Below are 21,320 nucleotides of genomic sequence, written 5' to 3' on the forward strand. Positions count from 1 at the left end.
CCGGGCGGTTGGGCCCAGGCAGGCATCCGCCCGCACCCGGGGCGGGACGGCCTCGGACGCGGTGTCCCCCGGCCGCCGGCTGAGGAAGCGTGCCGCCGGCCGGGGGACACCGTGCGGCTGCTCACCGCGGACGCGCATTGTCAGGGGCAGCAGTCCCGGAGGCCGCATGTTTCGTGTGGCAGCGTGGAGACGCGCCCTCTGAATCATCCGGTGGTCCATCGGCACAAAGAGGGCACAGCACGAGACAGAGGAGAGAACATGTCGAAGCCGCCCCTTCCTGACGCCGCGATCACCATGCTGCGCAAGCCGAACCCCGCTGTGATCGCCACCCTTCGCTCGGACGGGCAGCCGGTGTCCGCGGCCACCTGGTACCTCTGGGACGACGGCCGGATCCTCGTCAACATGGACGAGGGCCGCAAGCGTCTTGACCATGTACGCCGGGATCCGCGTGTCACCCTCACAGTGCTCGACGACTCCGACTGGTACACCCATGTGACCTTGATCGGGCGGGTCGCCGAGATGAGCGACGACGAGGGCCTGGCAGGCATCGACCGGCTGTCCCGGCAATACCTCGGCCAGCCGTACGCGGAAAGGGGGCGAGGCCGGGTGAACGCCTGGATCGAGATCGACCGCTGGCACGGCTGGGGCGGTTTCCGGGACAGCTCCCAGGCATCGGGCTGACCCTTGGGCCGGGCGGGTGCGGCGGAGGGGCACAGTGCGTTTCGGCGGGCGCCCGGCTGTTCCCTGGACGACTGTGGACCTGCGCCGGTGTCCGCCGTGGCGCCTCCGCCGCCCCGGTCTCGCCGGGAAGGAGCCGACCGGCCAGGCGCGCCGGCCCTGCTGAGGAGACTGCATGAACTGGACGCTCGAGGTCATCCCGGTCCCCGTCACCGACATGGACCGGGCGAAGGAGTTCTACACCGGGAAGGCGGGTTTCCATCTGGATCTGGATGACGAGGTCGCTCCCGGAATGCGCATCATCCAGCTGACGCCTCCGGGCTCACGGTGCTCGATCGCCGTGCTTCAGGGGATGCCCGCGTTCCCCGGGGGGAAAACGATGACCCCCGGGACGCTGCAGGGCCTCCAGGTCTGCGTGACGGACATCGAGGCCGCCCGCGAGGAGCTGACCGGCCGGGGCATGGATGTTTCCGCGGTCCGGCATGTGGGGGCGGCCGGCTGGGAGGAGGGCAAGGGCGGCACCTGGAATTCGTTCATGTCCTTCACCGATCCGGACGGCAACGGATGGGTGATCCAGGAGGCGCCCTCTGAGCTGTCGGAGCGCTGACAGCGGGGCGGGACGGCCACCGTCCCGCCCCGCTGTGTCAGGCGTTGGGGTCGAAGGGAATGCCGGCCGGGCGGGCTTTTGCCAGGTGGCTGGAGAAGTTGCCGTCCTTGAGGCCGAAGACGGCGCTCCCGAAGTCGGCCTGAACCAGCTTGTCCCGCAGGCCGGCAGGGTAGCCGTTCCAGCCGACGAGGCCGGGGAACCGCCACTGCCGGTAGTGGTTCTCCGGCGGCTCGTCGTTCGAATTCGCAGGGCGGAAACAATGGGTGCCGATGCCGTCCTTGTGGTAAACGATCTTGGGGTGGGTCCCGTCCCATCTGATCCGGTCACTGGCATGGACATCGAAGGCACCATGAGCAGAGGTGGATACATAGCGGGCTTCGTTGTTCTGGACCCACACCACGACGTGTTCCCAGTCGTGCCGGTGCCCGCCGAGCCCACTGCCCGCCACTGCTTGGTCCTTCTCGAAGTAGAGCCCGTACATGACCGCGCACCACCCGTTGTTGCACGTGGAGCGGGCATAGCCGTTGGTGTTGTCCAGGTCCACGGCGTCACGGCAGCTGCCGTTGACCGCGCCTGTCGTATTGAGGCCTGTGGCGACGGCCCCGTCCGCGCCGATGGCCGGCGTGGGGTAGCACCCGTCCGTGTCGTAGTCGTACGCGGGTTGAAATGTCTGTTCCAGTGTCTCTGCGTTCGCGGGCAGCGCAGCCGGCGGGGCGGCGAACGCGCTGCTTGCCGAGGTGATGACCAAAACGATGGCACCGGTCACGGCGAGACCGGCCTTGCGGATCGATGTGCTGGGTTTCACTGCGTCCTCCGGGTCGGCACGTGGCTGTGGGGGCACGCGCACTATGCCTGGCATGCCCATCACAAACGTCCCGAACCCCACGGGCGCCGTGTTCGGCCCCCGGTATGTCCGCATCGGTCAGGCGGCAGGGGCCCTTTCCCCCTCTCGGCCCCGTGGACGTGAGGCCGGAGGGCAGGTGCACGACACCGTCACACGCACCTGACATCCACTCAGCACGGGCGTGCGACTGCGCCGACGGGAGTCGTCGCGCCGGACGTCCCGGCTTGGACAGCCTTGCCCGGACGCAGGGTCCATGGCACCGGTTCGGTGTTCATCAGCCAACCATCCGCGATCAGTCGGCGGATGACGTAGATCCGCAGCTCCCGGGACATCTTGCCCCATCCCATGCCCTTGCAGAACTGCTTGACGGAGGGCCCGTGACCGTGGGCAGCGCGGAACGAGGCGGCGAACTCGGCGGCGGCAGGCCCCTGGTCGGGGTACGTGGCCTGCCAGACACCGTAGGCCCTGCGCACCTTCTCCTCGAACTGGGCGGGAACCGCCGTACGCATGAAGGCCTCCGACACCCTGGCCGTGGACAGGGCGCACTCGGGGCAGTGCTCGACGGCCTCGACGTGCCGCCGCAGGGCCGCACTCGCCCGGTCCTTCCAGTCGTCCCAGCTCAGCAGTTCCGTCTCCGGCTCGTCACGCGGGCCGGACGGGGTGTCGTGCAGGGGGCGCATTCCCGACAGATGCCGTACGGCCTCGGCGAGCAGGTAGCGGTCGCCGTCCCGCTCCCGCAGGAATTGCTTGGCGAGCAACTCAGGCAAGGCGTCCCGGCATTCGTCGGGGAGGTGGGCGGGGAGCGTCCCGTACGCGTCGGCCGGGCCGTGGGCGGACAGGAACAGCGCGGCCAACCGTGCGGCGGCCGAGGCCTTCTTGACCGGCTTGGCGGACAGGGTCCGGATCGTCCAGCCCGACACTTTGGAGCGCATCACCTTGCCGAAGGGCAACGGGGAGTCCGGGCGGCCGGTCAGATCCGGCACCGTGACCGCCACCGGTGTGACGAGATCCGTGCCCAGCAGGGCTTCCTGCCCCTGCCAGCCGAGAGCGGCGAAGGCTCCGACGGCTCCCTCCGGGTCGGCCAGACGGAGGGAACGCACATCCTGGCCGGTGAGGTTACCGATCCCGCTCCGGGCCGCCCGGATGGCGACGACCACCGCGAGGAGCCGCGCATCGGCTCCCCTCAACGGCAGCGAGCTGACATACGCCAGAAGAGCGCGGGCGGCTTCACCCTGGTGGGGCGTCAGCAGGAAGGGATTCGGCTTCACCGCCGGAGCGGAGGAGGAGCTGGAAGGGGGAGAGGACATGCCCTGCACAACGCGCAGAAGAGGCCGAGGTCACCGCTCGTGCTGACGTACGAGCACGGACAAGGGCTTCGCCATCGGAACCGCGGGGGGACCGCCGGCTCCCCCGCTTCGGCTCCGGCGTTCCTCCTTCTCCGCAGCGGCGCCTCCGGCGTGCCCCGGTGTGACAGCGGCGAAACGGTGCTCCCATGCCGCCTCGGCCATCTCGCCTGCATACCGTCGCCTCATGACCGTCCTCGAACATCTTCGTGCCGATCATGCTCCTGCCCTGCTCACCTCCGAGCAGGAGAACCGGGCGTATTTCGCCGCTTCGATCCCGGGCCGGGGGACGACTGCTTCTCCGGATCCGACGCCCGGCACGCCGGGTTGCTGGCGGAGCAGAAAGCGGGGATGCACCACTTCCACATCCTGACGGACGAGGACGGGGCAGTCCTGGGACGGGTCAGCCTCGTCGGCTTCGCGGACGGCTCGGCGGAGATCGGTTACCGGATCGCCGGGCGAGCGGCGGGGCGGGGCGGGGCTGGCCACGTCGGGCGTCCGCGAGGCATGCGCACGGGCTTTCGCGGAGTACGGCCTGACCTCACTCCGGGCCGGGACGACGGTGGGCAACACGGGTTCGAGGACCGTACTGGCCCGTGCGGTTCCGTGGAGACCGGCGCCGTCACTCTGCTGGGAAGACCCGGGTTGCGCTTCACCCGCGATCTGACGGACCCGGACCGCTGAGCCCGGGTAGTCCCGCGGAGCTCAGGCCATGGAACGCCCATCGGTGGCGCACCGCGCTGCGGTCCGCCACCGATGGGCCCGTTCGTGCTGTGCGTCAGTCTTCGTCGATCTGCTCGTCCGTGATCGTGCCCTTCACCGCATCCACGTCGAAGGTGGTCTTGTTCCATCCCTTGGAGACGACGTCGACCTTCCAGACCAGAACCTGACTGTCGTTCTCGTCGAGGGCGATCGAGGTGACCCAGCCCTTCTGCCTGCCCATGGCGGTCTTCGCGGCCTGCTGAGGCGTCTGCGTCGCCTTGGCGATCCGGGCCGCCAGTTCCTGTTTGTCCGCATCGCTCTGACCGGCTTCCGGTGCGAAGTCGATGACGTCGCCGGACATCGCGTCGATGGTCACACGGTGAGCGGTGCCGTCCTTCTCCACGACCTCCGCCACCCACTTCGGGCTGCCGGCGCTGCCGCTGGGGCTCGGGCTGCCGGTCCCGCTCGGGCTCCCGGTGGCTTCAGGACTCGGGCTGGCGCCGGTCGGGCTGCCGGTCGGGCTCGGGCTGCCGGTCGCGTCGTCGTCGTCCTCGTCGTCGAGGCCCTCGAGGTCCAAGTCGGTCAGCTTGCCACCGGACACCTCACCGACGGCCGTCGTGGCGGCCTTGTCGAAGGTGACCTTGACGGTCGACAGCAGTTCCTTGCGCTCGGTCTGGTCCTCGGTCAGCTGCGCCGTCCCGGAGGGGCTGCCCGAAACACTCCCGGAGGGACTGGTCGTCTGGTCAGGGAGAACCTTCGCTGCCTCCGAGGTCTCCGCAGCTGTCCTGTCACCGCTGTCCTGACCACAACCGGTCACGAGAGCGGCGGCAAGTGCGGCGGCGCTCAGGGCGCCGCCGGCCACACGGAGCCGACGGGTACGCGGGGAAACGGTCTTGTTTCGACGGGGCTCAAATCTCATGCCTGCATGCCTAGCCGCCTCTGCGAACAGTCATGTTGTCCGACCGGCGGCTGTCACCCGTTCGACCGCGCCGTCCGCCCATTCGGCGTGTCGTGCCGCCCCGCGCCCGGAGACGCACGGACAGAAGGAAGGCGCCGGTTCGTGCGAACCGGCGCCTTCCCCGGAGGAGCTGTGCGGCATCAAGCGGTCAGCTGCGCCTCGGCGGACACCGGTGCCGCACTCAGCGATCCCGTGGACCGGACGGCGCGCAACTGCGCCGCGGCGGTGGCCAGGGCGGCGGGCACTGTCCTGGTTCCGGTGGTGACGCAGAGGGTGTAGGAGACGTCCTCGAGCCGGCGGCTGCTCTCGGAAGTGCCCAGCCGTGCATGGGTGCTTCGCAGTGCCTCGTAGCGCTTGACGAGATTCCGCAGCGTTGCAGGATTGGCCATCAGCACGGCAGTTCCTCTCCACAGGGCGGCCGGGAACCGTGGGTCCCGCGCCGACGAAGTCCGATCGCGCCGGCGGTAGCGCCTGGCGTCACGGCCGGCCGTGCGAAGCTGACAGCACGCGTCCGGTCCCTTGTAAATGATGGTCACTCCGCCGGACCCGTTCCGCATCCGCAATCACGGAGGGTCACCCGCCCCCGCTTCCCCCGGCGCACGGCGTCCCGATGGGAAACAATGGAGGTGACGGGCGAGCGGCTGTTGCCTGCCCGGTCGGGAGGTGGGTCATGGATTACCCGGAGAGTTACGAGCTCATATTCCGGGCGGGCGGCGCCGAGGACGACGTGGTCGCCGTCCACCTCACGGCGCGCTCCGGCGCGGGCGGTTATCCGATATACGAGGACGAGTCCGGAATCGTGCGTGCCGAGATCAGCGAGCGCGGCGAGGTGCGCATGCAGGCGAGCGGCGGCCATCAGGTCCTGGGAGCCCCGCTGCTGGCCCGGCCGCTGGGCCCACGAACCACAGCCCACGGCTCCGACTGAGGGCTCCGGACGGCACCTCCACTGCACCGAAGTCCGTTCACGCCCACTCTCCATCCGAATGTGTTTACTTTCCGGAGATACGGCCGTAGTCTGCCGGTTAAACCACAGACTCGGGCATGAAACGGATACGTAACCACATGTACGCACCGGAGCGGCAGCAGGAGATCCTCCGCATCGCCGACGAGAGCGGACGCGTCGATGTACTGTCCCTGGCCGAGCAGTTCCAGGTGACGGCGGAGACGATTCGCCGTGATCTCAAGGTGCTCGACCGCGCAGGGTTCCTCCGCCGGGTGCACGGTGGCGCGATCCCGGCCGGGCGGCTCGGCTTCGAGCCGGATCTCGCCGAACGCGACACCGTGGCGGCCGATGAGAAGGACCTCATCGCCGCCGCGGCCCTGGGTGAGCTCCCGGCCGAGGGCAACATCATCATCGATGCCGGCACGACGACCGCCAGGCTGGCGGCCGCCGTCCCGGTCGACTCGCGCCTCACCGTGGTCACCCACGCCCTGCCCGTGGCCGCACGCCTCGCGGACCATCCGGGGATCGCACTGCACCTGGTCGGCGGCAGGGTCAGACACCGCACCCGCGCTGCTGTCGACGCCTGGGCACTGAGCGCATACGCCGAGATCAACGCGGATGTCGTCTTCCTCGCCACGAACGGGTTCTCTCCCGAGGGCGGACTGACCACCCCGGACCTGGCCGAGGCCGCCGTGAAGCGTGCCGTGATCGCGGCGGCCCGCAGAGTGGTGCTCCTCGCGGACTCGGGCAAGGCCGGTCAGGAGCACTTCGCACGCTTCGGCGATCTTTCACACGTCGACCTGCTGATCACCGATACGGGGCTGAGCCCCGACGACGCCCGGGCCATCGAGAGCCGGGGCACGGAAGTAGTACGCGCATGATCCTGACCGTCACTCCCAATCCGAGCCTGGACCGCACCTACGAGCTTCCCGGGCTCATCCGTGGCTCCGTGCTGCGGGCAACCGCCGACCGTGTGGATCCCGGGGGCAAAGGCGTCAACGTCTCCCGTGCGGCCGCCGCCGCCGGGCACCGCACGGTGGCCGTCGCACCGTTGGGCGGACCCGAGGGCGCGTTGCTGGCCCGGCTGCTCGGAGAGCACGGCATCGAAGCTGCCGGGGTACCGATCACCGGCAGCACCCGTACCAACATCACCCTCGTCGAACCCGACGGCACACTCACCAAGATCAACGCGACGGGGCCCGAGATCGCCCCCGCCGAGGCCGGGCGCCTGCTGGACACCGTCCGGGCCCGGTCGGCGGGCGCGGACTGGATCGCCTGCTGCGGAAGCCTGCCCCGCGGACTGCCCCCGCAGTGGTACGCCGACCTGGTCGCCGAAAGCCACCGTGCCGGCGTCCGGATCGCCCTCGACACCTCCGGCGCCGCTCTCGTAGCCGCGTTGCGTGAACAGCCGGACGTGATCAAACCGAACACCCAGGAGCTCGCCGAGGCCGTGGGCCGTCCGCTCGCGACGGTCGGTGACGCGCTCGAGGCGGCACAGGAGCTGTGCGAGCTCGGGGCACGGTCGGTGCTCGCCAGCCTGGGGGCCGTCGGACAGTTGCTGGTGGAACGGTCCGGGGCCCATTTCGCCGCTGCGCGGGTGCACACCGTCCGGAGCGACGTCGGTGCGGGGGACGCCTCGCTCGCGGGGTTCCTGTCCGCAGGCGGAGCGGGCCGCGCCGCTCTGTCGGCGGCGGTGGCGCACGGCGCCGCCGCCGTGCAGCTGCCCGGAAGCGCCATGCCGGCACCGGCCGACCTCGATCCGTCCTCGGTGGTCACCACCGAGGACATCCCCGTGGACCTGGCTCTCACGGAGCAGACCACATGACCGTCCCGTACCTGTCCAGCCGTACGACGCCCCCGTCCCCCGCGTCCGCCCCCGGGCGGTCCACGAGCAAGGAGCCCCGCGATGAGTGAGCTGATCACCGCGGAACTGGTCGATCTCGATCTGTCCGCCGAGACGAAGAGCGCGGCCGCCCGTTCACTGGCCGAACTGATGGTCGCAGCCGGCCGTGTCACCGACCTCGAAGGCTTCCTCGCCGACGTGGCGGCCCGCGAGGCACAGATGCCGACCGGCCTGGACGGCGGCATCGGCATTCCGCACTGCCGGAGCGAGCATGTCACCATGCCGACGCTGGCCTTCGGCCGCAGCGCGAGGGGTATCGACTTCGGTGCCGCGGACGGTCCCGCAGACCTCGTCTTCCTGATAGCCGCGCCCGCGGGCGCGGACGACGACCACCTCACGATCCTGTCGAGCCTGGCGCGGCGGCTCATGGACCCCGGTTTCACCGGCGCGCTACGGGCCGAGGGCGCTCCCGGCACCGCGGCTGCCCGGATCCGCGGCGAGGAGGTTCCCGCACCGGTTCCGGCCCCGGATGAGACGACTGCGGCGGACACGGAAGGGGAGACGACCGGACCGTTCCGCATCGTCGCCGTCACGTCCTGTCCGACCGGTATCGCGCACACCTACATGGCCGCCGAGTCGCTGCAGGCTGCCGCGCGTGCCCAGGGCGTCGTGCTGGATGTCGAGACACAGGGATCGGCCGGTTTCGACCGTCTGGACCCGGAGGTGATCGCCGCCGCGGACGCGGTCATCTGGGCCCATGACGTGGATGTGCGGGAGAAAGCCCGGTTCGGCGGCAAACCGGTCGTCGACACCGGCGTGAAGGCCGGGATCAATCGGCCGGCCGAGCTCATCACCGAGGCCCGGCGCAAGGCGGAGCGGGGAGAGACCAGCGGGGTCCTCGACGAGCGCCACGGCCCGGATGCCGGTACGGGCGGCACAGCGGGAACCTCCGGGCACTTCGGTGTCCGGCTGCGCACCTACCTGATGTCCGGTGTCAGTTACATGGTGCCGTTCGTGGCGGCCGGAGGGCTGCTCATAGCGATCTCGTTCGCCATCGGCGGCTACGAGATCGCGAGCGCGAAGTCGGTGGCCGACCACTTCGTATGGGGCGAGGCCGCCAGCTGGGCCGCCCTGCTCAACCAGATCGGCAGCGCCGCTTTCGGTTTCCTGGTTCCGGTGCTGGCGGGGTACATCGCCTACGGAATGGCGGACCGGCCCGCGCTCGTCCCCGGCTTCGTCGGCGGCGCCATCGCGCTCACCGTCGATGCGGGCTTCCTCGGCGGCCTGGTCGCGGGCCTGCTGGCCGGTGCGGTTGTGATGGCCATCCAGCGGGTGAAGGTGCATCCCACGCTGCGCGGCATCATGCCGGTGCTGGTGATCCCCCTGCTCGCGTCGGTCGCCGTCGGCTTCCTGATGTACATCGTGGTCGGCAAGCCGATCGCCTCCCTCCAGAACGCCCTCACCGAGTGGCTGAACGGGCTGTCGGGCTCCAACGCGGTCATCCTCGGCATCGTCCTCGGCCTGATGATGTGTTTCGACATGGGCGGTCCGCTGAACAAGGTGGCGTACGCCTTCGCGGTCGGCGGACTGGCCGATCCGACTCCCGGCAGCCTCAAGGTCATGGCCGCGGTGATGGCGGCCGGCATGGTGCCTCCCCTGGCGATGGCCCTCGCCACGACCGTACGCCGCAGGCTGTTCACCCGTACCGAACGGGAGAACGGCAGGGCGGCATGGGTGCTGGGGGCTTCGTTCATCACCGAGGGAGCGATCCCGTTCGCCGCGGGGGATCCCTTGCGGGTGATTCCGTCCGTGATGGCCGGCGGGGCGGTCACGGGTGCGCTGTCCATGGCGTTCGGCTGCACGCTCCGCGCTCCGCACGGCGGTGTTTTCGTCGTTCCGCTCATCGGTGAGCCGTTCCTCTACCTGCTGGCGATCGCCGTCGGCACCGCGGTGTCCGCTGTTCTGGTCGTCACCCTCAAGGGCATGCGGCGGGACCCCGGCGCCACCCCCACGGACGACAGGTCCGAAGCCCCCGTCGCGGCCTGATCCCTGCCTCTCCCCGAACCACGAACCCCCACCCAGGAGTGAACCGTGTACCAGCGCACCGTCTCCGTCGGCTCCCGCAGCGGCCTGCACGCCCGCCCCGCCTCCCTCTTCGTCCAGGCGGCCATGCGTCAGCCGGTCGCCGTCACCGTCGCGCGCGAGGACAGTGAGCCGGTCGACGCCCGAAGCATGCTGTCGGTACTCGCCCTGGCGGCCCAGCACGGCGATCTGCTGGTGCTGTCGGCTGTGGGCGAAAGCGCGCCGGACGCGGTCGAGGAACTGGCTCGCCTCCTGTCGCAGGATCTCGACGGGAGGGACTGAGTGTGAAGCAGACCTGGGACCCGGCGGATGAGGGTGTGCTGCGGCTGCCGTCGGGGCGGCTGATCCGCGGCCGCGGTCTGAGACGTCCGCTCCCCGAAGGCCCCGAGCCGGCCTTCGCCGTCCATCTGCTGGGCGGCCCGCCCCCCTCGGTGACCTGGGAATCGCAGTGGCTGCGCTGGCCCGACTTCCGTCTGCCCACCGACAGGGCGGCGGCGCGCACCGTGCTGGAGGAGGCGTGGAAACGTGCCGCGGACGAACGGGTCGAGGTCGCGTGCGGAGGCGGCCGCGGACGGACCGGTACGGCCCTGGCCTGCCTGGCCGTGCTGGACGGCGTCCCGGCGGGAGAAGCGGTCGCTTACGTCCGCCGGAACTATCACCCCAGAGCCGTGGAAACACCCTGGCAGCGCCGGTACGTGGCGCGTTTCGCGGCAGACTGACCGGCTGCCGTACCTCGCGTGCCGGTCAGTCCACCGTCTGCGGAACCGGAACCGTGGCTCCGCCGCCGGCGCGTACCGCCTCGACGACGCTCTGGTGGAAGGACCTGCTTTCTTCCTCCGACCGGCACGGTACCGGACTGCCGGCCAATGTGAACCAGTCCGAGGCGCCGCTGTACTGAACGGCGACCTCGGCCTGGTCCTCGGTCCACGTCGTGTGCACGGTCAGATCACCGCTCACGACACCTACCTCTTCGGTGCGCACTCCGCCGGTTCCCGCGAAGACACCGAGGGTGGTCCACGATGCCCAGTTCATGACGCGTCGCCTTTCGGGACAATGACAAGCCTGTCAAGCGGACTTGTCTTGAGTATGGCACCGGCGGCCATCACCCGCACGGGTGTGCCCGTGGGTATCCGTTCGGTAACGCCGGGACGCACGTCAGGGGTGCATCGACGCACCCTTGAGGATCTTGTCGACGGCGTTACGCGGGCCGTACACCGCCAGGCCCACCAGGTCCATCCCGTCCCTTCGCACCGCCCGGACCGCTGCCCTGTTGGCCTTGTCATGGCCGGTCGCGAAGAGGTCGGAGGTGAACACGGCCAGGGTCACGCCCCTGCCGACCGCCCTGGTGTGCGCGGTGGTGAGGAGCTCCTTGGATCCGGCGAACACGAGTACGGGCTGCCGGAACATGGGCAGGTACGGGGTGTCGTCGGCGTCGGCGTACGGTTCGCCGATCACCTCGGGCACCTGCGTCCCCAGGCCGCTCACCAGGAAGGCGGTGACGTTCAGCCGCTGCCAGGTCTCGAGGTCGTCACGGAGCAGTACAGCGATCTTGGTGTCGAAGCGTACGGGTGCGTTGTCGTCGGTCATGCCGGGAGTCTGCCGAGCCCGGCCTCCGGCCGTCTTGTACGAAGTTTGCATGCCGAGGTGGCCGGTGACGCTCTTGTACGCTTCGCCCATGGGTGCACGTCCGGACATCACCGCGTGGCGTCCGCGCGTCGAGGGCATCCAGGAGGTCTTCCACGCGCACTTCGCCGATCACGCATACCCCATGCACACCCACGACGCGTGGACGCTGCTCATCGTCGACGAGGGAATGGTCCGCTACGACCTGGACCGCCATGAGCACGGGGCGCCCAGCTCGGTGGTGACGCTGCTGCCCCCGCACGTCCCGCACAACGGCGATGCGGCGAGGCCCGGGGGGTTCCGCAAGCGTGTCCTGTACCTGGACACCGAGCAGATCGACGCGGACCTCGTAGGACGCGCGGTGGACCGGCCCGTACTGCGGGATCCGCGGCTGCGCCACCGTGTTCACCAGCTCCACCGGACGCTCGAGCGTCCTGGGGACGAACTGGAGGCGCAGAGCCGTCTCGCGCTCGTCTCCGAACGTCTCGCCGGGCACCTGCGCGACGAGCCCGTCACCCCGCAGGTGCCCGACCGCCGGATCGCGTACGCGCTCCGGGACCTGCTGGACGAACACTTCGCCGAAGGGCTGCCGCTCCGTGTCGCGGCGGAGCGGCTGCACACCCATCACACACACCTGGTGCGGGCCTTCAGCCGGGAGTTCGGCATGGCTCCGCACCAGTACCTGACAGGACGCCGCGTCGATCTGGCCAGGCGCCTGCTGCTCGGTGGGCTGCGCGCGCCGGAGGTCGCGTCCTCGGTCGGGTTCTACGACCAGTCCCACTTCTCCCGGCACTTCAAGCGGGTGGTCGGCACGAGTCCGGGACACTACGCGCGCACCGGATCCGCAGATCACCGACGGCGCTCCAGCACCCCCCGGACGAACGCGGCCTGACCGGCGTGCTGCAGGTCGTCGGCGATGACGCTGATCAACCGCACTCCGAGGGTCACCGGCGGCGACCATACCTCGTCCACGACGCGGTCCAGGGCCCGTCCGTCGAGCCCGCGGACGTAACCGAGGGTCCGCTCGTGCACGGCGTCGAAGTAGCCGAGGAGGAGGCCGCCCGACGCCACCTTCACGGAACCCGCCTGCGCGCTGCTGTGGCCGTAGCCGGTCGAGCCCTTTTCGAGGGGCAGATCGAAGCGGGACACCCAGTCCTCGGTGAACCAGATCTGCTCGGTTCCCGCTGCGTCGGCGACGTGGTCGTCCTGGATGCGTGCGAGGTGCCACACGAGCCAGGCGATGGAGTTAGCGTCCTCGTCGAGCCTGGCGTTGAGGTCCTCGGGCGGGAGACCTTCGGCTGCGGCGTGCACCGTTTCGTGGATGCGTTCGAACGCATCGGCAAGAATGCCTGCACTGTTCATACGTCCACCATCGCCGGTTCCCGGACGGGGCCCCGTCTTCGACACGCGCCCGTCACGGGTTCACGGTGTGCAGCCACTTCGTCAGCAGGGCGTTGACCTCTGCGGGACGCTCCTGCTGGATCCAGTGCCCGCACTCCTCCAGGATGTGTGAGGAGACCAGGCCCGGGAGCGTCGTGGGGTAGGCGGCGATGGCGTCGGCCATCCAGGTGGTGGAGGAGTCGAGGGCGCCCCCGATGAAGAGGGCGGGGCAGGCCAGGCGTGCGCCGTCCCAGGCGGCCAGGTCCTCCCAGTCCCGGTCGACGTTCCGGTAGCGGTTGAGTGCGCCGGTCAGGCCTGTCCTCTCGAACTCGGCGCTGACCACGTCCAGATCCGGCTCCGTGAGCCAGGAAGGGAGGGGCCCACCGGTGAAGCGGTCACGCATGGCCGCTCCGGTAGGCACGAAGAAGGGGCTGTCCGTGCCCGGCGGCGGCATGGTGTCGCCGGAGAGCGAGGTGTAGAACCCGGCCAGCCACCCGCGTACGTCGGGACCGATCTCCGCCTCGGCGCGGCCGGGTTGCTGGAAGTAGCTGACGTAGAACTCCTCGTTCCCGCCGATCCGGGCGAAGCCGTCGGTGGGACGGACAGGGTTCCAGGGAGCATAGGGAACGCTGAGCATAGCCGCGGCGGTGAACATGTCCGGTCGCAGCAGAGCGCTGTTGGCGGCGATCGGCGAGCCCCAGTCGTGGCCGACGACCGTCGCGGTCTCCTCACCCAGGGCGTGCACGACTCCTACGTTGTCGGCGACCAGGGCCGTCATACGGTAGGCGTCCACTGTGCCGGGGGCCGAGGAGCGCCCGTATCCGCGGACGTCGAGAGCGACCGCCCGGAAGCCCGCCGCGGCAACGGCGGGGAGTTGGTGGCGCCAGGAGTACGAGGTCTCGGGGAAGCCGTGGATCATGAGGACGAGGGGGCCGGTCCCCTGCTCCAGGAGGTGGATCCGGCCGCCGGGTACGTCCACCAGCCGGTGCACGGCTCCGGGGACGGTCGCGGAAGGCTCGGCGGGCTGCGGCATGTGTCTCCTCGAGTTCTCGGGCCTGACTGCGTGACCATCATTCGGCGCCGCCATACCTCTGACCAAGGGAATTTGCCGTTACGGCAAAACCGCCGGTGGCCGGTCAGACGAGCAGGCGCAGAAGGTGTGCGCAGGCCGCTGCCTCGTCCGGATGCCGCGCGACCACCCCGTACCTCCCGCGTTCGTACGCACCGGTCTCCCACACGCCGTCGGGCGCCTGCCTCAGGAACAGGAAATCCGGGGGTGTGGGGGCCGGTTCATGGATTCCTTCGATGCGGTAGTAGCCGTCGGCCACGTCGGCCGCTACGAGTGCGGCACGCAACTCCCGGCGGTCCACAGCTCGGTCTACGCGTCCGCCGGCGTGAGGTAGGCGTGGTCCAGCAGCCACTTCACGTTGAGCCGCTGGTCCGCTCCCGGGTCGAGGAAGACGGCGTCGAGCTTGATCTGCTGTCCTCCGCCGGGCTGCTCGAACCACGGTGCGATGCTGCCCTGCCAGACCCAGAACGGCTTGGCGACCTTGTAGAGGCGGTAGTCACAAGGAGACGCGACATCACGGGTGCTGAGGTTCTGCGGTGGCAGAGAGCGTTCCTTGTAGGCGTCGCCGGCGGGGGCGAGGTATCCACCGTACTCCGATCCGAAGCGGTCCAGGCGCTGCCCGGTGCGCAGCTTCGCAGGCTCTTTGTCGATCCGTCCGTTGACCTCGGCGAAGCCGTCGTTGGGCGGGTACTTCCAGCTGCCTGTGTCCGCCGTCCCCTCCCAGTACTTGTTCAGGAAGGCGGAGGAAGACAGGCTGCCCGTGCGCTTGTACCCCTTGAGCAGCGGGCCGATGGGCGCCTGCTTCGTGGAGGGCAGCCACCGGGGGCCCAGCCGCGCGTCCCCGAGGAACTCACCGGTGCAGGGGTCGTGGCCGGCTGCCGCCGCCGTACGGTTCTCATGCGGTGCGGCGCTCGCAGCGGGCGCGGTCACCAGGCCTGCGACGATGCCCAGCGCGGCAAGTGCGGTGCGGATACGGTTCATTCGGAGGTCCCCTCGGATGCATGAAAGCCTTACTTCTTCACCCAGGGTAATCGAGCCGCTTCGCACCGCGTTCGCGCCATGCCGTCCGGCGCCCGGCCTGGAGGACCCTGGCCGGCCCCGTCCTCTCAGCGCGTCGTCCCGTCCGGCACGAAACCGTCGGCGGCGAGCCCTCGCAGTACGGCCTCGCCCAGCGCCTGGACCGCGGACATCGGGCGGACCATCACGGTGAACTCCTGGATGCGGCCGTCCTCGCCGAACTGGAGCAGGTCGATCCCGTGGATCTCCTTGCCGTTCACCGTCGCCCTGAACAGCAGGATCTCCGAGGGCTCCCGGGGACCCCCGGCACTGGTGGAGGCCTCGCCCGCGAAGTGACCGACGTAGCGGAAGTCCTCGAATGTGCGCAGGAGCACGCCGAAGAGGCCGAGCACCATCGGCCTGCCTTCGAAGGGAGTGAATTTCACCGGGCTGAGGAGGCGGATGTCCTCGGTGAACAGATCCTCCAGTGCCGCCAGATCGCCCTGCTCGACGGCGGCCCTGAAACGTGCTGTGGTTTCGGCGGTCATGGTCATCACTCCCTGGGTCCTGTCGGCCGACGGGGCGGCCGTTCGTTCCGGTGAGTGTGGCGCAGGGCAGCCGGGCCGGTGAAGGCGGGGCAGGCGGGCGGAAACGGCGAAGGGGTCAGCCGCGAGGACCGCCGTACCGGACGGTGACCTTCTCGAACCCGAGCGAACCGAGCAGGCCCTGGAGCATCGAGGTGGTGTTCTTCTCGGCCCGCTCCGTGAGGCCGCTCTCCGCGGCGGCCTCTCCTATGTGCTGTGCGGCCAGCTTGTTCACCGCCTGCTCACTGCCGGGGTTGCCGGAGAAGAAGTCACCGAGCCGGTCGAGGAGCCCACGCTGCTTGGACACGGCGTAGGAGCGGTCCGGGTCCAGGGCGGGCTTGCCCAGAACCGCGTGGGGCAACACGAGTTCGGCCGTGGTGCGGTCCTCGTTGACGGTCACCCCGGAGGCCCCGACCTTGCCCAGGTCGACGGAGGCTCCGACGGTGCCCGCGCCGACGTACAGCGTCCGGGTGCCCCGGATGGCGTCGGGCAGGAGCTTGGCGTCCTTCTCCAGGTCGACGACCACCTGGAAGTTTCCGGAGGCGGCCTCGTACGCGCTCATGTCCTGGATGGACTTGAGCACTGCGGGGCCGGAGCGGTCATCGGTCTCCTCGCCGAAGAGGTCCCCGAACCCCGGCAGCAAGCTGAGCCGGGAGCCGAGAAGCAGCAGGACCAGTGCCACGGCGCACACGCCGGCGAACGGCAGGCACCCCCGCATCCGGCTGCGGTGCGGCCCGCTGCCGCGGCCGGGGTCCCTGGTGCTGTCCGTCGTTACGTCAGTGGACGTCATGTCTTCCGTGTGACCCGGTCCGGCCCTTTCAGTCCGCCCGGACACCGGTTTACGCCAGATCCTGTACGGGCGTGAGGCGGGGGAGGCATCAGGCCCCGGTGGTGCCGTCCAGTCGCTCCCTCAGGAGGTCGGCGTGCCCGGTGTGGCGCGCGTATTCCCCGATCATGTGGACATGCGCCATGCGCAGCGAGTAGACCGAGCCGCGCAAGGTGAAGGTGGCATCGAGCGACGCCCCCGCCACCGCCTCGTCGGCGAGGCGGATCTCCTCGACGAGGCGGGCGTGGTCCTCGGGGGCGCGTTCCGGTGAGAGGTCTTCGAAGTCCGCGTCCTTACCTTTGTCCTGGTCGTACATCGGGGGTAGCGCCAGGCCGGCGAACCCCTGACGGAACCAGATGCGTTCCACCTTGGCCATGTGCCGGATCAGGCCGAGCAGGGTGAGGTTGGACGGCTCGGCAGTCTGCTCCGCGAGCTCTCGGCCCGTCAGGCCGGCGCACTTCTGCAGAAGTGTGCTGCGGTAGAAGGCCAGGTAGCCGGTCAGTGTCTCGCGCTCACCGCCGGTGAGCGGTCCGGGCACGCGGGTGGTTTCGGGAGCTGTCCATGTCATCGCATGATCATGCCTCCCGCCGTCCGTCCGGGGGAGGTCCGGCCGGAATTCCGGCCCCCGGCTGATGGCCGGCGGCCGGAACCCCTGGGCACCGCGGTCACTCACTCCAGGAGATCGGCATACGCCCCCAGAGCCAGTGCGACGTCGGTCTGTGCCCAGAACCGGTGGTAGGTGAAGACCGGAGCGGCTCCGCCGTCGAGATAGGCCTGCACCTTCGGCCAGTTCGGGTCGTCCTCGTAGAACGACCGGATGGACAGGAACGTCGAGTCGTTGTCGACGGTGTCGCCGTTGGGCATCGCGCCGGTCCAGCCGTTCGGGACGTACACCGGGTCGTCGAACCGGTTGTAGTCGGCCCGGGTCTCGGGAACCGCGATTCCGGCGTCGTCCTGATAGTGGCTCCACATGCCGTCGAGGAGCCCTTCGGCCGTGGCCTTCGCCTCGGCGTCACCGGACTTGGCCGCGTAGTAGGTCAGGGTCCTGGCGTAGGCGCCGGCCACTCCGACGTCGTTGGTGTAGTCGGCGACCGTGACGTGGAGTCCGGAATTCGCTCCGGGGTTCGAGGCGTTCCAGGTGTCGGGCGCACCCGACCACTTGAGGGTGGACGGCATGAGGTAGGTACCGTCCGGGTTGATGGTCGTCTCGGACAGGGCCCAGTCGACCCACTTGTCGAGTACGGCCTTGGCCTGGGCGTCGCCCGACTCGTGGTAGTACTCCGCGACCCGCTCCATGGACCACGCCTGGAAGCCGAACCACTGGTTGGACGGCGGGTCGTGGTAGACGGGCTTCTCGTCGTAGTACATGCCGTAGAAGGTCGGCGTACCGGCCGGAGGCTGGGCGTAACTGCCCTTCCAGCTGTTGGTCGCACCGCCCGCGATGGCCCCCTCGTCGGACTGGAGCCACTGGTAGAAGTCCATCTGCCGGTCCAGGCTCTTGGCCCAGTCCTGCTGCCCTGTGGCCGACTTCGGCTTGAGGCTGGTGACGGAGCTCAGGGCGTAGGCCGCCATCGGGTTCTGGTAACCGCCGTGGGCGTGGCTGGATCCGATGCGCCAGGACCAGGCCGCCGAGGTGTCGGTGGCACCGCCCCAGGCGTAGTACCAGGACATCAGGTAGTGCGCGCTGTTCTTGCCGCTGCCGGCGGGGCAGGTGGTCGGGCCGACGCAGTTGCCGACCTTCTTGAAGTACTTGTCGAACATGGAGTAGCGGAGGTAGTCACCCATCTTCGCCGCCTTGGCGACGGTCGCCGACACCTCGCTCGACTTGCCCTGCTCCTTCGCCCAGACGTCCGCCCAGTAGGCGGCCTGGACGGCGCGGGCATCCGCGTCCGGAGCGTTGGTGAACTTCCACTGCTTGGCGTAGGAGGCGTCCCCGGTGAACAGGTCCAGGTAGCCGTTGTCACCGCCGTAGGTGAAGTTGTCGCAGGTGGGGTGGGTGACGGTCTCCCAGACCGACTCCTGCGCACCACGCTGGAAGGTGTTGATGTACGAAGGGCCCGTCTCGTTCGGCCCGGCCGAGCACTTTCCGGGAGAGTTGCCGTATCCGTAAACGTTGTCGACGTCCTGGATCCAGTGCATCCCGTAGATGTCATCGGTGCCGTACGCACTCTTCAGTTCGGAGGCGATCGGGTCCGATCCGGAGGCCGCCGATCCGTCGAGGACGGCCGGGTACTCGTTCGGGGTGTCGTGCTCGGGTGCGTAGGTGGCGGGCTTCGACGCGTTGTACGCGGAGTTCGTGGGCTGGTCGGCGTGGGTGGGGATCATGTACGTCTCCATGGTTTCCCACGCACCGTTGAACTTGGTCCAGTCCCCGGTGATCTTCCCGTACATCGCCTGGAGCCAGATCAGATAGCTGTATGCCTCCGACGTCGTCTCGTGTCCGTGGTCGGGAGCCTCGACGATCAGGGTCTCGACGGAGTGGTAGGGGATGCCCTCCGAGGAGAAATAACCGTTCGCCGGATCGGTGATCTTCCCGTACAGGTCCAGGAAGCGGGCGTCGTACTCCTTCGCCGCGGCGAGCTGGGTGACCGTGACGTCGGACTTGCTGTGTCCAGGGGCCGTCACGGTGAAGGTCGCGGCCCCCGTACCGGACGCATCGGCCGAGACGGTCACCTTCTGGGGAGTGGACCAGTTCGACGGGGTGAACGTGAGGCTCGCACCACCGGTGACACTCAGGCCGGTGTTCCCGGCACTCCGCGCCACCGTGGCGGTGACCGACGAGGAGGGTGCGGTGGACAGCGATACGTTGAACGTCCCCGACTTACCCTGCTGAACGCCGAGTTGTGCGGGTGTGGCGACGACTGCCGGACCTGCGGCGACGGTGATGCCCGCCGGGGTCGACTCGGCCGAAGCACCGCGGCCGTCGTACGCCCTGGCGTACAGCGAGTGGCCGCCGACGGACAGCCCTTCGGCACTGTAGGTGTAGGGGGACGTGGTGTCCGTGCCGAGCAGCTTCGTGTCGTCGTAGAACTCGACCTTGCTGATGCCCGCTCCGTCGGCGGCTACCGCGGTGGCTGCCAGGGGGACGGCGTCTCCGGCGGAGAAGACGGCGCCCGGCGCCGGGCTGGTGAGGACGGTGATCGGCGGCTGATGGGCACCGACGCACGCGGTGCCGTTGACGGCGAACGCGGTCGGTGCGGTGTTGGTGCCGCTGTAGGCGAACTGCGCGCCGGCCGTCACAGCGGCCCCGGCGGCGATGGAGCCGTTCCAGCCCGCGTTCTTCACGGTGACGGTCTTGCCCGACTGGGACCAGGTCCCGTTCCAGCCGTTGGTGAGCTTCTGGTTGCCGGCGTAGTCATAGGTCAGGGTCCAGCCGTTGATCGCGGCGGAACTCCTGTTGGTGACGGTGAGTTCGGCGCTGAAGCCCGAACCCCAGTCGTTGGTCTTGTAGTCCACGCTGCACTGGACGGCTGCGGCCTGGGCCGGCCCGCCGGCCGCGGCGGTCATTCCCAGAGGGAGGGCCAGTGCCGCCGTGAATGCTGTCCACAGACGGCGGTGTCGGGCTCCGGTTCTGCCGGGTCTCCTCGATAACCACGTTCTTCGTGCGCGTCCCGATGGCATGCGCAGTACCTCCTCGCGGCTCGGCGACATGGGGGGCGTGCGGGGCTGAGCACAAGCCTTGAACCAGTGGGAGCGCTCCCAGCATGGGGAGGGGGAAAAAGAGAGTCAAGACGCTTGAAGAGTCGAATTATTTCGACAGCAAGAGATGGGAACTGGTGTGTTGACCGACACCACTTGACGCTCTAACGTCAAGCCACACCAGTGGGAGCGGTTCCACCAGTCGACGTGCCGTAGGGGGCACGCCCGATCTGCAAGGAGTCGCTCATGCGTCACCTCCCGCACTTATCGCACCTGTTCAGGCTGTTCTCCGGAGCAGCGTCCGCCATGGCCGGCAGCACTGTCGCGACCATGGTCACGGCTTCCGGATCCGCCCGCGTACCCACGGCGGAGACCGGCACCGCGTCTCAGGGGGGCGGTTCCCACGAGGCGGACGCTACGACCGGCGACAGCCTGAACGGGACACGCGCGAACGGTGCGGGATCTGCGGCGGTCTTCCTGGCCGCCGGTGCGGGCCGGACCCCGCAACCGGTGCCTCCAGGCTCGACAGCACGCTCCGCACCGCGGATCCGGCCGGCTCCACCGGTCCGGTGGATCCTTCCGCCCCCTCCTCCGGACCGTCCGGAACGGAGATGCGGAACAACGAGCTCGTCGAGCACGCCTCTGCACGGGCGGGCCTCGGCGGGAGTCACCGCACCGCCCCTGTGTCCCCTGAACAAGGAGTGCCGGCTTGGCCTGAACACCATGGATCCGCAGTACGCGGACGAGAAGGACGACAGTGCCCGGGAAGAGCCGGCCCGGCGGGCCGAGGCCCGGGGCACGGCCGCCCGGCCGGCGCTTACGCCGGATACTCCGATACGCGCGCCGACGGCGCCCTCCCCGGTGCCGGGCATGAGGACCACGGGCACGCACGACCGCTCGTCCTCGCCTGCCTGCAACTCCGGCCTCCGTGCGAACGAAGGCAGTTGCGGCGCCCCGCTCGCATCGCCCAGGCCGAGACCCCCTCACCACGGGCGAGATCGGCGAGAACACCTGCCCCCACCGGATCCGCCGACCGGGTCGTGCAGGAGTTCGACGGCAGGGGCCTCTTCTCCCGGACGGACCTGGAACACCTGGGACCGCGTTCCACGGCCCCGTCCTTGATCAGCGACTACGACGGTACCCCCATCCCGTACGGAAACGGGCCGCGTGAACATCTGCGCGCCCTCGACAGCTGAGGAAACG

At 69.5% G+C, this 21,320-nt stretch carries 24 protein-coding genes and 1 pseudogene; 11 read left to right on the forward strand and 14 right to left on the reverse strand.

From position 1 onward, the window contains the following. Window positions 1–258: 258 nt before the first annotated feature. Together ACF1FZ_RS15190 and ACF1FZ_RS15195 are read left to right on the forward strand one after the other, a co-directional pair. A complete protein-coding gene (locus tag ACF1FZ_RS15190; RefSeq protein WP_391773841.1) occupies window positions 259–681 on the forward strand; it encodes a PPOX class F420-dependent oxidoreductase in 423 nt (140 codons plus the stop codon). Window positions 682–853: 172 nt separating this feature from the next. Further along, window positions 854–1,285 (forward strand): VOC family protein, encoded by a 432-nt coding sequence (locus ACF1FZ_RS15195; RefSeq protein ID WP_391773842.1) that lies wholly within the window; start codon window positions 854–856, stop codon window positions 1,283–1,285. A gap of 37 nt (window positions 1,286–1,322) precedes the next feature. Here ACF1FZ_RS15195 and ACF1FZ_RS15200 read toward each other — a convergent pair whose 3' ends face one another. Further along, window positions 1,323–2,090 carry an NPP1 family protein gene (locus ACF1FZ_RS15200; RefSeq protein WP_391773843.1) on the reverse strand — a complete coding sequence of 256 codons (768 nt, stop codon included), beginning with the start codon at window positions 2,088–2,090 and terminating at the stop codon, window positions 1,323–1,325. 209 nt (window positions 2,091–2,299) lie between these two features. Then, window positions 2,300–3,445: a hypothetical protein gene (locus ACF1FZ_RS15205; RefSeq protein WP_391773844.1), complete on the reverse strand. Its 1,146-nt coding sequence runs from the start codon at window positions 3,443–3,445 to the stop codon at window positions 2,300–2,302. A 214-nt stretch (window positions 3,446–3,659) separates the two neighbouring features. Between ACF1FZ_RS15205 and ACF1FZ_RS15210 the strand changes: the two are divergent. After that, window positions 3,660–4,156, forward strand: a pseudogene (locus ACF1FZ_RS15210) (GNAT family N-acetyltransferase). 94 nt (window positions 4,157–4,250) lie between these two features. Here ACF1FZ_RS15210 and ACF1FZ_RS15215 read toward each other — a convergent pair. Next, the gene (locus ACF1FZ_RS15215) at window positions 4,251–5,093 is read right to left on the reverse strand and encodes a PepSY domain-containing protein (protein WP_391773845.1); all 843 of its coding nucleotides are present in this window, start codon (window positions 5,091–5,093) and stop codon (window positions 4,251–4,253) included. 179 nt (window positions 5,094–5,272) lie between these two features. After that, on the reverse strand, window positions 5,273–5,527 hold the full coding sequence (locus tag ACF1FZ_RS15220) for a DUF5133 domain-containing protein (protein WP_391773846.1): 255 nt from the start codon (window positions 5,525–5,527) through the stop codon (window positions 5,273–5,275). Window positions 5,528–5,802: 275 nt separating this feature from the next. Here ACF1FZ_RS15220 and ACF1FZ_RS15225 point away from each other — a divergent pair, with 275 nt between their 5' ends. From ACF1FZ_RS15225 to ACF1FZ_RS15250, 6 genes are all read left to right on the forward strand, one after another. Continuing rightward, complete coding sequence (locus ACF1FZ_RS15225) at window positions 5,803–6,057, forward strand: DUF6296 family protein (RefSeq protein WP_391773847.1); 255 nt, start codon at window positions 5,803–5,805, stop codon at window positions 6,055–6,057. A 137-nt stretch (window positions 6,058–6,194) separates the two neighbouring features. After that, window positions 6,195–6,956: a DeoR/GlpR family DNA-binding transcription regulator gene (locus ACF1FZ_RS15230; RefSeq protein ID WP_391774023.1), complete on the forward strand. Its 762-nt coding sequence runs from the start codon at window positions 6,195–6,197 to the stop codon at window positions 6,954–6,956. Beyond that, complete coding sequence (pfkB, locus tag ACF1FZ_RS15235; protein WP_391773848.1) at window positions 6,953–7,900, forward strand: 1-phosphofructokinase; 948 nt, start codon at window positions 6,953–6,955, stop codon at window positions 7,898–7,900. The genes ACF1FZ_RS15230 and pfkB overlap by 4 nt, the downstream gene beginning before the upstream one ends. Window positions 7,901–7,981: 81 nt before the next feature. Further along, complete coding sequence (locus ACF1FZ_RS15240; RefSeq protein WP_391773849.1) at window positions 7,982–9,964, forward strand: fructose-specific PTS transporter subunit EIIC; 1,983 nt, start codon at window positions 7,982–7,984, stop codon at window positions 9,962–9,964. A gap of 45 nt (window positions 9,965–10,009) precedes the next feature. Beyond that, window positions 10,010–10,282 (forward strand): HPr family phosphocarrier protein, encoded by a 273-nt coding sequence (locus ACF1FZ_RS15245; RefSeq protein ID WP_391773850.1) that lies wholly within the window; start codon window positions 10,010–10,012, stop codon window positions 10,280–10,282. Between the two features lie 2 nt (window positions 10,283–10,284). Then, window positions 10,285–10,719, forward strand: a complete 435-nt coding sequence (locus tag ACF1FZ_RS15250; RefSeq protein WP_391773851.1) for a protein-tyrosine phosphatase family protein — start codon at window positions 10,285–10,287, stop codon at window positions 10,717–10,719. A 25-nt stretch (window positions 10,720–10,744) separates the two neighbouring features. Here ACF1FZ_RS15250 and ACF1FZ_RS15255 read toward each other — a convergent pair whose 3' ends face one another. After that, window positions 10,745–11,032, reverse strand: a complete 288-nt coding sequence (locus tag ACF1FZ_RS15255) for a hypothetical protein (protein ID WP_391773852.1) — start codon at window positions 11,030–11,032, stop codon at window positions 10,745–10,747. Window positions 11,033–11,155: 123 nt separating this feature from the next. Then, window positions 11,156–11,587, reverse strand: a complete 432-nt coding sequence (locus ACF1FZ_RS15260) for a DUF2000 family protein (protein WP_391773853.1) — start codon at window positions 11,585–11,587, stop codon at window positions 11,156–11,158. An 88-nt stretch (window positions 11,588–11,675) separates the two neighbouring features. Here ACF1FZ_RS15260 and ACF1FZ_RS15265 point away from each other — a divergent pair, with 88 nt between their 5' ends. After that, window positions 11,676–12,515: an AraC family ligand binding domain-containing protein gene (locus tag ACF1FZ_RS15265; RefSeq protein WP_391773854.1), complete on the forward strand. Its 840-nt coding sequence runs from the start codon at window positions 11,676–11,678 to the stop codon at window positions 12,513–12,515. Here the strand turns inward: ACF1FZ_RS15265 and ACF1FZ_RS15270 are convergent. From ACF1FZ_RS15270 to ACF1FZ_RS15305, 8 genes are all read right to left on the reverse strand, one after another. Further along, window positions 12,473–12,985, reverse strand: coding sequence for a DUF664 domain-containing protein (locus ACF1FZ_RS15270; protein WP_391773855.1), 513 nt, complete (start codon window positions 12,983–12,985; stop codon window positions 12,473–12,475). The two genes, ACF1FZ_RS15265 and ACF1FZ_RS15270, sit on opposite strands and share 43 nt — an antisense overlap. Window positions 12,986–13,037: 52 nt before the next feature. After that, window positions 13,038–14,036, reverse strand: coding sequence for an alpha/beta fold hydrolase (locus tag ACF1FZ_RS15275; RefSeq protein ID WP_391773856.1), 999 nt, complete (start codon window positions 14,034–14,036; stop codon window positions 13,038–13,040). Between the two features lie 103 nt (window positions 14,037–14,139). Then, window positions 14,140–14,373, reverse strand: a complete 234-nt coding sequence (locus tag ACF1FZ_RS15280; protein ID WP_391773857.1) for a hypothetical protein — start codon at window positions 14,371–14,373, stop codon at window positions 14,140–14,142. A gap of 8 nt (window positions 14,374–14,381) precedes the next feature. After that, entirely contained in the window at window positions 14,382–15,053 is a 672-nt protein-coding gene (locus ACF1FZ_RS15285) for a TNT domain-containing protein (RefSeq protein ID WP_391773858.1), read from the reverse strand. A gap of 125 nt (window positions 15,054–15,178) precedes the next feature. Then, window positions 15,179–15,616: a nuclear transport factor 2 family protein gene (locus ACF1FZ_RS15290; protein ID WP_391773859.1), complete on the reverse strand. Its 438-nt coding sequence runs from the start codon at window positions 15,614–15,616 to the stop codon at window positions 15,179–15,181. 115 nt (window positions 15,617–15,731) lie between these two features. Continuing rightward, on the reverse strand, window positions 15,732–16,370 hold the full coding sequence (locus tag ACF1FZ_RS15295; RefSeq protein ID WP_391774024.1) for a DUF4230 domain-containing protein: 639 nt from the start codon (window positions 16,368–16,370) through the stop codon (window positions 15,732–15,734). Between the two features lie 160 nt (window positions 16,371–16,530). Then, window positions 16,531–17,046 carry a DinB family protein gene (locus ACF1FZ_RS15300; RefSeq protein ID WP_391773860.1) on the reverse strand — a complete coding sequence of 172 codons (516 nt, stop codon included), beginning with the start codon at window positions 17,044–17,046 and terminating at the stop codon, window positions 16,531–16,533. 101 nt (window positions 17,047–17,147) lie between these two features. Beyond that, the gene (locus ACF1FZ_RS15305) at window positions 17,148–20,099 is read right to left on the reverse strand and encodes a glycoside hydrolase family 48 protein (protein ID WP_391773861.1); all 2,952 of its coding nucleotides are present in this window, start codon (window positions 20,097–20,099) and stop codon (window positions 17,148–17,150) included. 962 nt (window positions 20,100–21,061) lie between these two features. On the opposite strand from ACF1FZ_RS15305, the gene ACF1FZ_RS15310 reads away from it, so the two are divergent. Further along, on the forward strand, window positions 21,062–21,313 hold the full coding sequence (locus ACF1FZ_RS15310) for a hypothetical protein (protein ID WP_391773862.1): 252 nt from the start codon (window positions 21,062–21,064) through the stop codon (window positions 21,311–21,313). Window positions 21,314–21,320: the final 7 nt, after the last annotated feature.

The organism is Streptomyces sp. NPDC014623 (assembly GCF_043088245.1).
GTDB lineage: Bacteria > Actinomycetota > Actinomycetes > Streptomycetales > Streptomycetaceae > Streptomyces.

Bases quoted from the DNA above. Each gene is read 5' to 3' on its own strand.
- ACF1FZ_RS15240 (WP_391773849.1), top strand. From the start codon at position 7,982: ATGAGTGAGCTGATCACCGCGGAACTGGTCGATCTCGATCTGTCCGCC.
- ACF1FZ_RS15195 (WP_391773842.1), top strand. From the start codon at position 854: ATGAACTGGACGCTCGAGGTCATCCCGGTCCCCGTCACCGACATGGAC.
- ACF1FZ_RS15230 (WP_391774023.1), top strand. From the start codon at position 6,195: ATGTACGCACCGGAGCGGCAGCAGGAGATCCTCCGCATCGCCGACGAG.
- pfkB (WP_391773848.1), top strand. From the start codon at position 6,953: ATGATCCTGACCGTCACTCCCAATCCGAGCCTGGACCGCACCTACGAG.
- ACF1FZ_RS15265 (WP_391773854.1), top strand. From the start codon at position 11,676: ATGGGTGCACGTCCGGACATCACCGCGTGGCGTCCGCGCGTCGAGGGC.
- ACF1FZ_RS15215 (WP_391773845.1), bottom strand. From the start codon at position 5,093: ATGAGATTTGAGCCCCGTCGAAACAAGACCGTTTCCCCGCGTACCCGT.
- ACF1FZ_RS15300 (WP_391773860.1), bottom strand. From the start codon at position 17,046: ATGACATGGACAGCTCCCGAAACCACCCGCGTGCCCGGACCGCTCACC.
- ACF1FZ_RS15270 (WP_391773855.1), bottom strand. From the start codon at position 12,985: ATGAACAGTGCAGGCATTCTTGCCGATGCGTTCGAACGCATCCACGAA.
- ACF1FZ_RS15285 (WP_391773858.1), bottom strand. From the start codon at position 15,053: ATGAACCGTATCCGCACCGCACTTGCCGCGCTGGGCATCGTCGCAGGC.
- ACF1FZ_RS15290 (WP_391773859.1), bottom strand. From the start codon at position 15,616: ATGACCGCCGAAACCACAGCACGTTTCAGGGCCGCCGTCGAGCAGGGC.
- ACF1FZ_RS15190 (WP_391773841.1), top strand. From the start codon at position 259: ATGTCGAAGCCGCCCCTTCCTGACGCCGCGATCACCATGCTGCGCAAG.
- ACF1FZ_RS15305 (WP_391773861.1), bottom strand. From the start codon at position 20,099: ATGCCATCGGGACGCGCACGAAGAACGTGGTTATCGAGGAGACCCGGC.
- ACF1FZ_RS15225 (WP_391773847.1), top strand. From the start codon at position 5,803: ATGGATTACCCGGAGAGTTACGAGCTCATATTCCGGGCGGGCGGCGCC.
- ACF1FZ_RS15275 (WP_391773856.1), bottom strand. From the start codon at position 14,036: ATGCCGCAGCCCGCCGAGCCTTCCGCGACCGTCCCCGGAGCCGTGCAC.
- ACF1FZ_RS15255 (WP_391773852.1), bottom strand. From the start codon at position 11,032: ATGAACTGGGCATCGTGGACCACCCTCGGTGTCTTCGCGGGAACCGGC.
- ACF1FZ_RS15260 (WP_391773853.1), bottom strand. From the start codon at position 11,587: ATGACCGACGACAACGCACCCGTACGCTTCGACACCAAGATCGCTGTA.
- ACF1FZ_RS15295 (WP_391774024.1), bottom strand. From the start codon at position 16,370: ATGCGGGGGTGCCTGCCGTTCGCCGGCGTGTGCGCCGTGGCACTGGTC.